Source organism: Streptomyces sp. CBMA152, assembly GCF_014596475.1.
Classification (GTDB): domain Bacteria; phylum Actinomycetota; class Actinomycetes; order Streptomycetales; family Streptomycetaceae; genus Streptomyces.
Genome location: NZ_MECJ01000032.1, coordinates 139,278 through 151,844, shown reverse-complemented (window position 1 = coordinate 151,844; position 12,567 = coordinate 139,278). Strand labels below are relative to the sequence as shown.

The window sequence follows — 12,567 nt, the reverse complement described above, 5'->3', positions numbered from 1 at the left end:
CCAGTTTCCCGGGGCGCCGGGCCGTCTGTACAGAAAGCCTTCCTCACCGCCCGTATGGCGGACAGCCTCCATAGGGAAGCGAGGCGTCCCGCGTTCTGCGTGCCGGTGCCGCCGCGCACACTGAAGCGGTGGAGTCCGGCGGACGGGGAGCCGGACCTCCGGTTCACGCGCTTGACCGGCGCGCCGGCGGACCCCACCCGTGAGCACACGGCGAAGGAGCACCGTCCGACGGGACGGGGCAAGGGGGACTGATGAGTACGGCTCAGATGGAAGCAGCTGGCCAGGAGTTCGCCGCAGCGGAGGGAGAACATGCCGGTCCACCACGGCAGTTGGGGGTGCCGCCCCGCCCGGCGGCGGCACCGCAGGGCGGCGGCCTGCTGGACGTGGCCGAGGGGGGACGGCTGGCCATGACGTACCAGCTGCTCGGCGAGCCCGCCCGGGTGCTGGAGATCCACCGGCGTACGCAGTTCACGGGGGCCGCGACGCCGGACGAGATCATGGCCCTGTCGTGGGCGGCCGTCGCGTTCTGCGCGCATGGCGAGCCCGGCCGGGCGCAGACGGTGGCCCGGCTCGTGGTGGGGGCGCTCGGGCACTGCGCGGAGGCGGGCGCGCAGGCGGTCGGGCACGCGGCGGCCGCCGTGGTGGCGGCGTGCGACGGTCGGGGGGCCGTCGCCGAGCACCACCGGGAACTGGCCGAGCAGGCGGCGTGCGCGTCGGGGGACCCCGCGCTCGTCCTGCTGGTCAGGGCCGGTGCCGCGCAGGAGCGGATCGAGCAGGGCGCCGCCCGCGATGTGCTCGCCTCGCTCGACACGGCGCTCACGGCGGCCGCCACCGGACCCGACCGCACCGAGCTGCCGCAGCTGCGCCTGGCCGCCGAGTGCCTGCGCGGCGCCGCTCATCTGGCGCTGGGCGAACTCGACTACGCGGCGGCCGAGTTCGGCCGTTCGCTGGCCGGATACCAGCGGCTCGGCGAGGCGCTGGGGCATGGCGCGCTCGGCGCCCAGGCGCTGCTCGGGCTCGGCGATGTGCACCGCGAGCGTGGCGCGCTGGGACCCGCGCGGGCCGCCTATCAGGAGGCGGTGGTACGGGCCGAACAGTGCGGCGACCGTCAGGTGCTGGCGGCCGCGCTCACCGGGCTCGCCCTTGCGCGCGGCGCCGAGGAACCGCGCGCCGCCGCCCTGTTGGCCCGCCGCGCGGTCGCCCAGTGCGCGGGCCGCACCCGGATCAGGGCGCTGGTCGCGGCCGGGTGGGTCGCGCTCGCCGACGAACGGCCGGAAACAGCGGCCGACGCGGTACGGCAGGCGGCGGGCGAGCCCGGCGCCCAGGGCTGCCGCACGGTCTTCGCCGAGCTCCTGGAGCTGGAGGCGATGTGCACCCGCGAACCGTGCGCCCGCGAACGGCTCCTGGCGGACGCCGAGGCCATGTGGACCGCCGCGCGTCGACCCGTCGCGGCGGCCAGGACAGCCTTCGCCCGCGCCCGCCTGACCGGCTCGGGGCAGCGCGAAACGACCGCCCGGCTACGCCAGTTGGGCATTCCGGAGGCGGCCGCCGACGCGGCGGGGCTGCTCAACCGCGCCACCGTGACCCGTCGCCCCTCCGCCGCCGTACGAGTGCTCGGCGGCTTCCAGGTGCTGCGCGACGGCAGCCCGGTCGGGCCCGAGGAATGGCAGTCCAAGAAGGCCCGCGACCTGCTCAAACTCCTGGTGGCGCGGCGGGGGTTGCCCACGCCCCGCGAGGTCGTCGTGGAGGCGCTGTGGCCCGGCGAGGAGCCGTCCCGGTGCGCCAACCGCCTCTCGGTCGCCCTGTCGATCGTCCGGCTGGTGCTCGACCCCGAACGCCGCCTCGCACAGGACCACTTCATCGCCGCCGACAAACACGTCATCGGCATCGCCGGGCTCCGCGTCGACGTCCAGGACTTCCTCGCGGCGGCCCGGCACGCCCTCGCGGTCGCCGAGCGCTCCGGCGGCCACGCCTTCGCCGCGCTCGCCGACGCCGAACGCCTCTACCGGGGCGACGTGCTGGAGGACGAGCCGTACATGGAATGGGCGGTCGCCCTGCGCGAGGAGGCCCAGGCCGTCCACACCGAACTGCTCGTCCGCCTCGCGACGGCCGCCGCCGAGCGCGAGGACCACCACGCCGAGGTCCACTTCCGGCTGCGGCTCCTGGAACGCGACCCCTACGACGAGGAGACCCACCTGGGCCTGGTGGCCCTGCTCGCCGAGGCGGGCCGGCACGGCGAGGCGCGGCGCCGCTACGCGCTCTACGCGGACCGGATGCGGGAGATCGACGTGGCCCCGGCCGCCTTCCCGCGCCCGGGTCAGCGCGGCGCGGGCCGCGACTGATACAGCCGGGCGTGATAGCGGCCCGCGCTCTCCAGACCGATCGGATCGTGCCCGGCGAGCACGGTCTGCCCGATGGCGTGGTCCCGCTCCACCGACCCGGTGAACAACCGCTGCGGATAGGCCCGCGACGGGTCCGACTCGGTGAGCAGACCGTGCGCGGCAAGTGCCGCGCGCACCGGTTCGTACGAGAAGGTCCGCAGGGCGAACGCGCTCACCCACACCGGTTGGCGCGCACAGCCGAGCAGGGCGTCGAAGGTGCGGTGCGTGACGTAGCCGACGCCTCCGGTGACCGTGATCAGACCGGTGCGCGCGACGGCCGTGCGCAGCTGCTCGCTGGGCGGCAGGGCCTCCAGGTTCTCGGCGTACGCCTCGTCGAGCAGCCCGACCGCCAGCGCGTAGCCGACGGCGTGCCGGGCGGCGTCGAGCCCGATCACGGGGGTGGCGTCGGCCCGGCGCCGGGAGGCGTAGAACCGACGGTCGCGCGCGATGAGTTCGGCGACCGACAGGTGCTCGGCCTCCGGGGCGGTGTAGTGCGCGTACAGCTCGGCGAGCGTGAGGTGGTGGTTGAGGAGAGCCGCGTTGATCCCGTACGAGCAGCACAGATCGAGCACCGTGACCGGTCCGCCCGCGCCGCGCGCCGCCGCCCGGCGGGCCAGATCGCGGCGGAAGACCGCCTGCGCATGGTGCGGAATCTCGTACTCCAGTGGGGCGAGACGGCGGAAGTAGGCGCGTGGGTCGGGCTCGTCGTAGATGTCGTCGAAACGGGTCTTGCCCGCTGACACGTGGCTCGTTCCTCGGCTCATGGGCGTACCTCCGCAGGCTGGGGGGCAGATGTTCCGCGCCCGAACCTCTATCGGACCCATGGAGTACGCCGGTAGGCCGCCGGGTGCGAACCGGCCACCCTGCCCGCCGCCGCACGGGCCGTCGTAGGCTGTGATCCATCATGAGTCTCTTCGCCATCAGTGACCTGCATGTCCGCCATGCGGAAAACCGCGCGATCGTGGACGAGTTGCGGCCCGAGTCGCCCGACGACTGGCTGATCGTCGCCGGCGACGTGGGAGAGCTGGCCGACGACGTCCTGTGGGCGATGGAACGGCTCGCCGGGCGCTTCGCGACCGTCGTGTGGACACCGGGCAACCACGAGCTGTGGACCCCGCCACGCGACCCGGTCCAGCTGCGTGGCGAGGACCGCTACCGGTATCTGGTGGAGCGGCTGCGCGATCTCGGCGTGGCCACGCCGGAGGACCCCTATCTCCAGTGGCCGGGACCGGACGGGCCGGTCGTGGTCGCGCCGCTCTTCGTGCTCTACGACTACACCTTCCGCCCGGACGGCACGCACACCAAGGAAGAGGCGCTGGCGGCCGCGCACAGTGCGGGCGTGGTGTGCACCGACGAGCATCTGCTCCACCCCGACCCGTACCCCAGCCGGGACGCCTGGTGCCGGGCCCGGCTCGCGTACACGCGCTCGCGCCTGGACGCGATCGAGCCGACGCTGCCGACGGTGCTGGTCAACCACTTCCCGCTGGTGCGCCAGCCGACCCGGGTCCTGCGCTACCCGGAGTTCGCCCAGTGGTGCGGAACCGAGGCCACCGCCGACTGGCACGTACGGTACCGGGCGGCCGCGGTCGTCTACGGGCATCTGCACATACCGCGCACGATCGACGTCGACGGGGTGGCGCACACCGAGGTGTCGCTCGGCTATCCCCGGGAGTGGGGCAGCCGGTCGGCCCCGCCGCAGGGGCTGTGCCGCATCCTGCCCGAGCCCGTCTCGGCCGCCCGATGGTGAGCGGCGGCCTGCTGGAGGGCCTGCTCCCGGCGGACGTGGTCGTGGTGGAGCTGTTCGCCGACCCGCCGTCGGTCGACCTGTTCCCGCAGGAGGCCGAGATCGTGGCGCAGGCGGTGGACAAGCGCCGTCGCGAGTTCGCCACCGTACGGCTGTGCGCGCGCACCGCGCTGGCCCGGCTCGGCCACGCGCCGGGCCCCATCCTGCCCATGGACGAGGGCCCGGCCTGGGCCCGCCGCGCACCGCGCTGGCCGGACGGCATCGTCGGCAGCATGACCCACTGCGACGGCTACCGCGCGGCGGCCGTGGCCCGCAGCGAGCAGGTCGCCTCGGTGGGCGTGGACGCCGAGCCCAACGCACCCGTCCCCGACGGCGTACGCGAAATGGTGACCCTCCCCGAGGAACGCGTGACCCTGGACCGCCTCGCCCTCTCCCACCCGGACGTGGCCTGGGACCGCATGCTCTTCAGCGCCAAGGAAAGCGTCTTCAAGGCCTGGTTCCCCCTGACGGGCCGCTGGCTGGACTTCACCGAGTGCGTAGTCACCCCGGACCCCGAACACGGCACGTTCACGGGCGAGTTGAAGGTGCCGGGTCCGGTGGTGGACGGGGTACGCCTGGAGGGGTTCACGGGCCAGTGGCGCAGCAGCAACGGGCTGCTGGCGACTGCGGTGGTGGTGGCGCGGACGTAGTGGGGTGCGATTTAGGGGCGCGGGGCTGTGTCATTGTGCGGCTCCGCCGCGTGGGCGCGACCAGCCCCTACGGTCCGCAGCCGAACACCTCGCTCAAAGAACGCCCGCGCTGGCGATGTGGTCGCGAATCTCCCCGGCGATAGCCGGAACATGACCGTCCACAAAGAAGTGCCCACCGGAGAAGACCCGCATACGGAAGGCCGCCGACGTATGCCGCTCCCACAGCGCGACGTCGTCCAGGTCGACCACCGGATCGTCGTCGCCGGACAGCGCGACGATCGGACACGTCAACGAGGACCCGGGCTCGGGCCGGTACGTCTCCAGCGCGTGGTAGTCCCCACGCAACGCCGGTAGAATCATCCGCACCAGCGACTCCTCGGCGAAGACCTGATCGTCGGTACCGCTCAGCTTCTTCAGCTCGGCCAACAGGTCCTCGTCGGAGCCGAGATGGACGTAGGCACCCCGGTGGACCGAGGGGGCGCGGCGCCCGGAGGCGAAGAGTCCGAGCGGAACGATGCCCCGCCGCTCAAGCCGCACCGCGACCTCGTACGCGACGGCCGAGCCCATGCTGTGGCCGAACACGGTCACGGGCCGGTCCATCCAGGGGATCAGCTCGTCGACGATCCGGTCCGCCAGGGTGGTTATCTCCGTGATGCACGGCTCGTTGAGCCGGTCCTGGCGGCCGGGGTACTGGATCGCCAGCACGTCGACGTCGGGCGCCAACGCCTGGGAGACCTGGAAGTAGGACGTGGCGGAGCCGCCCGCGTGCGGCAGGCAGACCAGCCGGGTGGCGGCCTGCGGGGCGGGGTGGAACCGCCGGATCCAGGGGCTGCGCAAGGACGTTCCAGCCACGTTCTCAATCCCTTTCGTCGTACACGTTCAGCGTTCATGATCAGCCTAGAGCCCGCGCCCGGCCGACCGGACGCCCGGCACCGGCGGCTCCGTACGATCTAGCGCTTCGCCTCCACCCGACGCTGGTGCACCCGAAGATGGAGGGCGGCCAGATCGAGCAGTGGCGTGGCCACCGACAGGGCGCGGGCGCGTGCCACCAGGTCGCCGAAGATGTGCTCCACCTCGGTCGGGAACCCGGAGACCACATCGCGGTACATGGAGGACGCGAACGCCGAGTCGGTCTGGGTCACCAGCGCCGAGCTGGCGCTGAGTTCGCCGGCCGGAACGGGGTAGCCCGCCGCGGCCGACACCGCGGCGCCCTCGGCGAGAACGGCCGGGCCGAGCTCCGAGCCGCCGGGGACGGCGTTGACGTCGCCGACCTCGCCGCGCATCAAACAGGTCACCGTGGACAGCGTGGTGATGAAGACCCACTTGTGCCACATCGACGCGAGGATGTCCGGCGCCACGCTCGCGTCGATGCCCGCGTCGGCGAGGACCGCGCGGACGGCCTCGGTCCGGGGCGAAGCGGAGCCGTCCACTTCGCCGATGGTCAGAACGGCGAGGGGCGCCAGGCGCACGATGTCGCCCTCGTCGTTGAGGGTGGTGATCACCTTGGCCACGCCGCCGAGCACCGGCCCCGTACCGAAGCGCGCCGACAACTCGTCCAGGTGACGCATGCCGTTGAGGAGCGGCACGATCGCCGTCCCGGGGCCGACCGCCGGGGCGAGGTCGTCTATGGCCTGTTTCAGGGCGGTGGACTTCACCGACAGCAGGATCAGGTCGTACGGGCCCGTGAGTTCGTCGGCGGTGACGAGGTTCGGCGTGATCACCTCGTCCCCGCCCGCGCCGGTCAGCCGAAGGCCCCGCTCGCGCAGGGCGGCGGCGCGGCGCGGGCGCACCAGGAAGGTGACATCGCGTCCCGCCTTGGCGAGCAGGGCGCCGAAGTAGCCTCCGGTGGCTCCGGCGCCGACGACCAGGATCTTCATGGGCGTACACCTTTCGTCGAGTTCGCATCCAGTCGTGCAGAAGAACGTGCAGCAGAAAACGTGCAGCAGAAGAGGAATCAGTCGCGCAGGGGTTGCAGCAGGCGGTGCGGGCGGCGCAGGGCCAGCGACACCACGTCGTCGTCCCCGTCGCCCGCGCCGAGTCCGGGGCCCGGGGTCACGAGGGTGTCCCGCACCTCCACCGCCGTGTCGCAGCGGGTGCAGCGGCCGTCGGGCGTGAGCGGTGCGTCGTCGGCGGCGTGCCGGAAGATCCGGCGCGGGCCGGCCGTCGCGTAGTGCTCGTCGCCCCAGCTCGTGAGCGCCCGCACCACCGGCCACAGCGACACGCCCTTCGGCGTCAGCTCGTACACCTCGCGCCGCCCGGCCCCCGGCACGCGCGCGAACACGTCCGCCTCGACCAGGTTGGTCAGCCGGTCGGTGAGAACGGCACGCGGCACCGACAGGTGCGCCGCGAAGTCGCCGAACCGCCGCACCCCGTAGAACGCGTCCCGGACGATGAGCAGCGTCCAGCGCTCGCCGACCACTTCGAGCGAGCGGGCGAGCGAACAGGACTGGCCGGTGTAGTCGCGGGGCAGGGTCACATGTCGACCCTAGCCGAAACAGTTCGGTGAGTGAACTGAAATCTTGAATGGTCGACGTGCCCCGATTACGGTGGTCCGGACCCCCGTGTGCAGCGCGTGTTCGACCTGGTGCACGATCTGGGGGTACGTGGGGAGCTACGCGCCGATTCGACATGACTGCCCGGCGCTGTGAGCGAGGGGTTGATCAGCCAGTGTTTCAAGTTGCCGACGGTCGTCGCGACGGGGTCGAAGGCGGCCACGCGGACGACGTCGTGGGGGCGGGGGCGACGGGGGAGCCGGCCGCGAAGGACGACGGTCGTCGGGCATGGGTCGACGTGCTGCTGCGCTGCGTTCGCTTCGTCGCGCGCACCGTGCGCGGAGAGTTCCACGGCATCATCGTCGACCCCGTTCAGCAACTGGTGAACCGGGGGATCCGGGGGCTCTTCCTGGGTGTCCTCGCCAATGTCGCGGTGATCGTCTTCCACGCCTTCGCCGCCACCCAGGTGGGCTCCGTGATCATCCGGCTGACCGGCGAGGTCAAGGCCGATCTGCCGCTCTGGCTGGCCCTGCTGCGCACCCCCATCTCGCTGTTCGTCCCGGCTCTGGACCTGCCGGTCTGGGCGGGCCTCACTCAGTTGTTCCTGGGGTTCGCGCTCGCGGAGCTCACCCTCGGCCGCAAGCGCACGCTGGTGATCGCGTACGCCACCACGCTGGCCGGGACCATGGCCGCCCGCGTGATGATCGCGCTCGGCCCGGGCACCTTGGGCGGCCTCGGGCTGCCGCCGGAGATCGGGCAGGTGCTCGACACGGGGCCGTCGGCCGCAGTGGTGGGCCTGTTCACCTATATCTCGGTGGTCCGCCGTGCCCCCGTCGTGTTCTCGCTGACCGGCGGCTCGATGCTGTTCGAGGCGATGTACAAGCCCAATCTGGCGGGCCGCGAGCACCTGATCGCCGTCGGTATGGCCATCGTGCTCGGCCTGCTGCACGGGCGCGTGGACCTGGGCCCGGCGGCGCTGCGACGCAGGTTCCTGCGCTGGCGCAACCGCCGGGCGATGGCGGCGGTCGAGGCGACCGCCGGGGCCACGGCCTGAAATCCGCCTGCTGGAATCAGTCGCCTGAACCATCGCTTTCGTACACGAAACGCCCAAAATTTCTGTACATATCGGATAACCGTTAAAGCTACACATAAAGGCCAGATAAGAGCACACTTGAGTCGCGACCGGATGTCGCAGCAGGCCAAAGACTTGCAGGCACTAGAAGGAGGCGAGTCACATGGCCGACGTCTCTCACCGACCAGGTGACATATCCGGGCACCCCGACGTATCGGAGATGCGCGACCGATACGCCGCCATGCTGCAGACCAGGGGCGTGGCGGCGGTCGAGGAGTTGGTGATCCTCGCCGGTATCTACGCGGCGATCTCCGGCTGGACCGTGCACTTCTCCGCGGCCCTTCCGACGCTCGCCCTGACGAACCTGATCGTCGGCATCGCTCTCGCGGTGGTGGGTCTGTGCATGTCCATCGCTCCCGAGCGGTCGCAGGACCTCAACTTCGTGGCCCTGCTGATGGGCGCCTGGCTGATCGTCGCTCCGTGGGTGGTCGCACGCCACCCCGGTACCGGAGCAGCCCTGAGCAACGTCATCACCGGTGCCGTCACCTGCCTGCTCGCGCTCGTCGCCGGCGGCATCCTGATGAGCAAGAACAGAAGGGCGACCTGATCCACGGCGGCCGCCCGCACGGCCGCCCTCCCCAGGGCCTCCGCCCGCGCCCGAGCGCGGCCGGGGGCCCGCGCCATGTACCGCGTTCCCCCGCTCACCCGCCCTGACATGCGGAAGCAGTAGGCCTGTGTGACGCTGAGGCACATGGCAGATACGTTGGCGTCACAGCCTCCTGCCTCGCCGAACGGACCTCATGCGCCGTCCAGTCTGAGTACCCGGGCCGCGCGGAATCTGGCACACACCACCAAGTCCGTTCCGCAGATGCAGGGAATCTCCTCCCGCTGGCTGCTGAAGATCCTTCCATGGGTGCAGGTGTCGGGCGGTACGTACCGGGTCAACCGGCGCCGTCTGTGCACCGTCGGCGACGGCAAAGTGGAGTGCGACTCCCAGGGGTCCTCCGTCGTCGTGATCCCGCACAGACTCACCGAACTCCCGCTGCTGCGCGGCTTCTCCGACGGCAAGGCGCTGTCGAGTCTCGCCGACCGCTTCGAGCAACAGGACGTCGACGCGGGCGAGATCATCGCCCAGGCGGGCGAACAGGCCGACCGCGTCGTCGTCATCGCGCACGGCAAGGTCGACATCCTCGGCGCGAGCCCCTACGGCGACGAGAACTCCGAGGGCGCGCTCTGCGACGGCGACCACTTCGGCGAGCACGGCTTCACCGACGAGGAGGCCCGCTGGGAGTTCACCGCCAAGGCGCTGACGCCCTGCACGCTGATGGTGCTGCCGCGCGAGGAATTCCGCCGGATCGCCGACCGCTCCCCGAAACTGCGCGCACACGTCCAGGAATTCGCCTCCCGGCCCGCGGAGCGGATGAACCGCAGGGGCGAGGCGGATATCGAAGTAATGTCCGGATACGAGGGCGAACTCATCCTGCCGGGCGCCTTCGCCGACTATGAACTCAGCCCCCGTGAATACGCGTTGAGTGTCGCCCAGACCGTCCTGCGCGTCCACACCCGGGTGGCCGACCTCTACAACGAGCCGATGGACCAGACCGAACAGCAGCTGCGGCTGACCGTCGAGGCACTGCGCGAGCGCCAGGAGCACGAGCTCGTCAACAACCCCGAATTCGGGCTGCTGCACAACGTCGACCGGAAACAGCGCATCTCCACCCGGAGCGGCCCGCCCACCCCGGACGACATGGACGAACTGCTGTCGATGCGCCGTAAGACCAAGTTCTTCCTCGCCCACCGGCGCACCATCGCCGCGTTCGCCAGGGAGTGCACCCGCGCCGGACTCGCCGTGCCCGGCGTCGAGTTCGACGGGCACCATGTGTTCGGCTGGCGCGGCGTCCCCTTTCTTCCCTGCAACAAGATCCAGATATCGCCGTCCCTCACCAGCTCGGTCATCGCGCTGCGCACGGGGGAGGAGGACGAAGGGGTCATAGGGCTGCACCAGACGGGCATTCCCGACGAGTACGAGCCCAGCCTCTCGGTCCGTTTCATGGGGATCGACGAAAAGGCCGTCATCTCCTATCTGGTGAGCGCCTATTACTCGGCGGCGGTTCTCCTGCCCAGCGCGCTCGGCGTACTGGAGAACGTCGAAGTCGGCCATTACGCCGAGGCGTCGTGATGCACACAGCGGCCCCGACGGCGCCCGCCGTGCGACGGTTCCCGACGGGACCGACCGGCCTCGGCACCTCGGCGGCACGCAGGCGCCCGCCGTCCGCCGCGCGCATCCCGGTCCCGGAGCTGCACTGCCCGCCACCGCTGCGCGACGACCCGGCCCTGGGCGTGGAGGTCAACGACCGGCTCGTCGCCTGGGCGGCAGAGACCGGGCTCCACGCGGGACGGCTCGACCTCCTGCGGGATGCGGACTTCGGCCGGATGCTGATGCTGGTGCACCCGCGCACCGACGACGTGGGGCAACTGCTCGCGATCGGCAGATGCGTCGTGGTCGGCTGGGCGGTGGACGACTGCTACTGCGACGACCGGAGCGCCGGCGCGGCACCCGAACTTCTCGGCTCACGTCTGGCCCTCGCCACCACGATGCTGGACCCGCCGCCGCTCTCGGCCGCATATGTCCCGGACCTGGAGCGGGCCGTACGGGACGATCCGGTGCTCGCCGCCCTGCGCTCGGCCCGCGAGGGCATGCTGGCCCGGGCCACGCCGCTCCAAGTGGCCAGGGCCTGCCGAGAGTTGGGGCAGCTGTTCCAGGCCAGCGGCGCGGAAGCCGCGTGGCGCACCTCCGGGCGGCTGCCGGCGGTGTGGGAGTACCTGGTCAACCGTCAGCTCAACAGTTTCGCGTGCTGCCTGGCCCTCGTCGACGCCGCAGAGGGCTACCAACTATCCGCCGAGACCTACGAGGACCCCCGGGTGCGCCGCGCGTTCCTGCACGCCGCACTGGCCGGCGCGATCGTGAACGACCTGTACGGGCTGGCGCGGGAGAACGCCGCACCCGGCCAGGACTTCAACCTGCCCATGGTCCTCGCCGCCGAACAGCGCTGCTCGCTCGCGAGCGCGGTGGAGCGCAGCGCCCGTATCCACGACGACCTGATGCACGCCTTCGAGAGCGCGTCCGCCGCCCTGATCCCGAGCGCCTCCCCGGAGCTCGTCCGCTTCCTGGCGGGCCTGCGTGCCTGGCTCGGCGGCAACCGCGCCTGGCACGCCGGCAGCGGCCGCTACCGCGGCGTGTGAACGCCCCCGCAACCAACGCCCCACGGAGACTTCCCCATGGCCAGAACCACGTCCACCACCCAGGCCCCGCCGGTGCTGCGCACCGACTACCAGAAGGCCGTGGCCGCGTACTGGGACACCCATCAGCAGGATCCGGTCAACCTGCTGCTCGGCGATGTCGACGGTCTCTACCACCATCACTACGGCGTCGGCGAGTTCGACCCGTCCGTACTCGACGGCGACGTACGCACCCGCGAGGCCAGGATCATCCGGGAGCTGCACCGCCTGGAGACCGCGCAGGCCGAGCTGCTGCTCGACCGCCTCGGAGACATCGCGCCGGACGCCCGCCTCCTCGACGCGGGCTCCGGGCGGGGCGGCACCAGCCTGATGGCGCACGGCCGCTTCGGCTGCCGAGTGGACGGTGTGACGATCTCCGAATACCAGGTCGGCTTCGCCAACGCCGCGGCCGCCGCACGCGAGGTGGACGACCGGGTGCGCTTCCACTTCCGCAACATGCTGGACACCGGCTTCGGGACGGGCTCGTTCCGGGGTGCCTGGACCAATGAGACCACCATGTACGTGGACGTCGACGAGCTCTACGGGGAGCTCTCCCGGCTGCTCGATCACGGCGGGCGGTATGTGTGCGTCACCGGGTGCTCCAACGACGTGACCGGCGGCCGCTCCAAAGCGGTCAGCCGCATCGACGAGCACTACACCTGCAACATCCATCCCAGAAGCGCCTACTTCAAGGCCATGGCCGCGCACGGTCTGGTCCCCATCGACGTCGTCGATCTCACCGCCGCGACCATCCCGTACTGGCAGCTGCGGGCGAAGTCCCCGGTCGCCACCGGCATCGAGGAGGCGTTCCTCACCGCGTACGGCGAAGGCAGTTTCCACTATCTTCTGATCGCCGCCGACCGGGTCTGAGCCATGCGCCAACTCGGTTGCGACACACGGGCACTGAGGT

General features: G+C 71.5%; 12 protein-coding genes. 8 read left to right on the top strand and 4 right to left on the bottom strand.

Going from position 1 to position 12,567, the window contains the following annotated elements; all coding sequences use genetic code 11:
* Positions 1 to 251: 251 nt before the first annotated feature.
* Positions 252 to 2,342 carry a BTAD domain-containing putative transcriptional regulator gene (locus BG418_RS32900; protein ID WP_188277709.1) on the top strand — a complete coding sequence of 697 codons (2,091 nt, stop codon included), beginning with the start codon at positions 252 to 254 and terminating at the stop codon, positions 2,340 to 2,342.
* On the opposite strand, the gene BG418_RS32895 is transcribed toward BG418_RS32900, so the two are convergent.
* Positions 2,318 to 3,145 (bottom strand): hypothetical protein, encoded by an 828-nt coding sequence (locus BG418_RS32895; protein WP_188277708.1) that lies wholly within the window; start codon positions 3,143 to 3,145, stop codon positions 2,318 to 2,320. The two genes, BG418_RS32900 and BG418_RS32895, sit on opposite strands and share 25 nt — an antisense overlap.
* Positions 3,146 to 3,285: 140 nt before the next feature.
* Here BG418_RS32895 and BG418_RS32890 point away from each other — a divergent pair, with 140 nt between their 5' ends.
* Positions 3,286 to 4,128 (top strand): metallophosphoesterase, encoded by an 843-nt coding sequence (locus BG418_RS32890; RefSeq protein ID WP_188277707.1) that lies wholly within the window; start codon positions 3,286 to 3,288, stop codon positions 4,126 to 4,128.
* Positions 4,129 to 4,136: 8 nt separating this feature from the next.
* Complete coding sequence (locus tag BG418_RS32885) at positions 4,137 to 4,814, top strand: 4'-phosphopantetheinyl transferase (protein WP_262928633.1); 678 nt, start codon at positions 4,137 to 4,139, stop codon at positions 4,812 to 4,814.
* A 93-nt stretch (positions 4,815 to 4,907) separates the two neighbouring features.
* Here BG418_RS32885 and BG418_RS32880 read toward each other — a convergent pair whose 3' ends face one another.
* From BG418_RS32880 to BG418_RS32870, 3 genes are all read right to left on the bottom strand, one after another.
* Positions 4,908 to 5,666: a thioesterase II family protein gene (locus tag BG418_RS32880; RefSeq protein ID WP_188277705.1), complete on the bottom strand. Its 759-nt coding sequence runs from the start codon at positions 5,664 to 5,666 to the stop codon at positions 4,908 to 4,910.
* A 98-nt stretch (positions 5,667 to 5,764) separates the two neighbouring features.
* A complete protein-coding gene (locus BG418_RS32875; RefSeq protein ID WP_188277704.1) occupies positions 5,765 to 6,691 on the bottom strand; it encodes a ketopantoate reductase family protein in 927 nt (308 codons plus the stop codon).
* A gap of 77 nt (positions 6,692 to 6,768) precedes the next feature.
* Positions 6,769 to 7,290, bottom strand: coding sequence for a helix-turn-helix domain-containing protein (locus BG418_RS32870; RefSeq protein ID WP_188277703.1), 522 nt, complete (start codon positions 7,288 to 7,290; stop codon positions 6,769 to 6,771).
* Positions 7,291 to 7,481: 191 nt separating this feature from the next.
* Between BG418_RS32870 and BG418_RS32865 the strand changes: the two genes are divergently transcribed.
* The 5 genes from BG418_RS32865 (at position 7,482) to BG418_RS32845 (ending at position 12,527) form a co-directional block, all read left to right on the top strand.
* The gene (locus tag BG418_RS32865) at positions 7,482 to 8,360 is read left to right on the top strand and encodes a hypothetical protein (protein WP_399001213.1); all 879 of its coding nucleotides are present in this window, start codon (positions 7,482 to 7,484) and stop codon (positions 8,358 to 8,360) included.
* A gap of 181 nt (positions 8,361 to 8,541) precedes the next feature.
* Positions 8,542 to 8,985 (top strand): SPW repeat protein, encoded by a 444-nt coding sequence (locus BG418_RS32860; RefSeq protein ID WP_188277702.1) that lies wholly within the window; start codon positions 8,542 to 8,544, stop codon positions 8,983 to 8,985.
* A gap of 144 nt (positions 8,986 to 9,129) precedes the next feature.
* A complete protein-coding gene (locus BG418_RS32855; RefSeq protein WP_188277701.1) occupies positions 9,130 to 10,557 on the top strand; it encodes a family 2B encapsulin nanocompartment shell protein in 1,428 nt (475 codons plus the stop codon).
* Positions 10,557 to 11,621, top strand: a complete 1,065-nt coding sequence (locus tag BG418_RS32850; protein WP_188277700.1) for a family 2 encapsulin nanocompartment cargo protein terpene cyclase — start codon at positions 10,557 to 10,559, stop codon at positions 11,619 to 11,621. The genes BG418_RS32855 and BG418_RS32850 overlap by 1 nt, the downstream gene beginning before the upstream one ends.
* A 36-nt stretch (positions 11,622 to 11,657) precedes the next feature.
* Positions 11,658 to 12,527: a geranyl diphosphate 2-C-methyltransferase gene (locus BG418_RS32845; RefSeq protein WP_188277699.1), complete on the top strand. Its 870-nt coding sequence runs from the start codon at positions 11,658 to 11,660 to the stop codon at positions 12,525 to 12,527.
* Positions 12,528 to 12,567 lie beyond the last annotated feature (40 nt).

Excerpts from the sequence above, each read along its gene's own strand:
- BG418_RS32895 (WP_188277708.1), bottom strand. The coding sequence starts at position 3,145 with ATGAGCCGAGGAACGAGCCACGTGTCAGCGGGCAAGACCCGTTTCGAC.
- BG418_RS32860 (WP_188277702.1), top strand. The coding sequence starts at position 8,542 with ATGGCCGACGTCTCTCACCGACCAGGTGACATATCCGGGCACCCCGAC.
- BG418_RS32850 (WP_188277700.1), top strand. The coding sequence starts at position 10,557 with ATGCACACAGCGGCCCCGACGGCGCCCGCCGTGCGACGGTTCCCGACG.
- BG418_RS32890 (WP_188277707.1), top strand. The coding sequence starts at position 3,286 with ATGAGTCTCTTCGCCATCAGTGACCTGCATGTCCGCCATGCGGAAAAC.
- BG418_RS32855 (WP_188277701.1), top strand. The coding sequence starts at position 9,130 with ATGGCAGATACGTTGGCGTCACAGCCTCCTGCCTCGCCGAACGGACCT.
- BG418_RS32900 (WP_188277709.1), top strand. The coding sequence starts at position 252 with ATGAGTACGGCTCAGATGGAAGCAGCTGGCCAGGAGTTCGCCGCAGCG.
- BG418_RS32845 (WP_188277699.1), top strand. The coding sequence starts at position 11,658 with ATGGCCAGAACCACGTCCACCACCCAGGCCCCGCCGGTGCTGCGCACC.
- BG418_RS32875 (WP_188277704.1), bottom strand. The coding sequence starts at position 6,691 with ATGAAGATCCTGGTCGTCGGCGCCGGAGCCACCGGAGGCTACTTCGGC.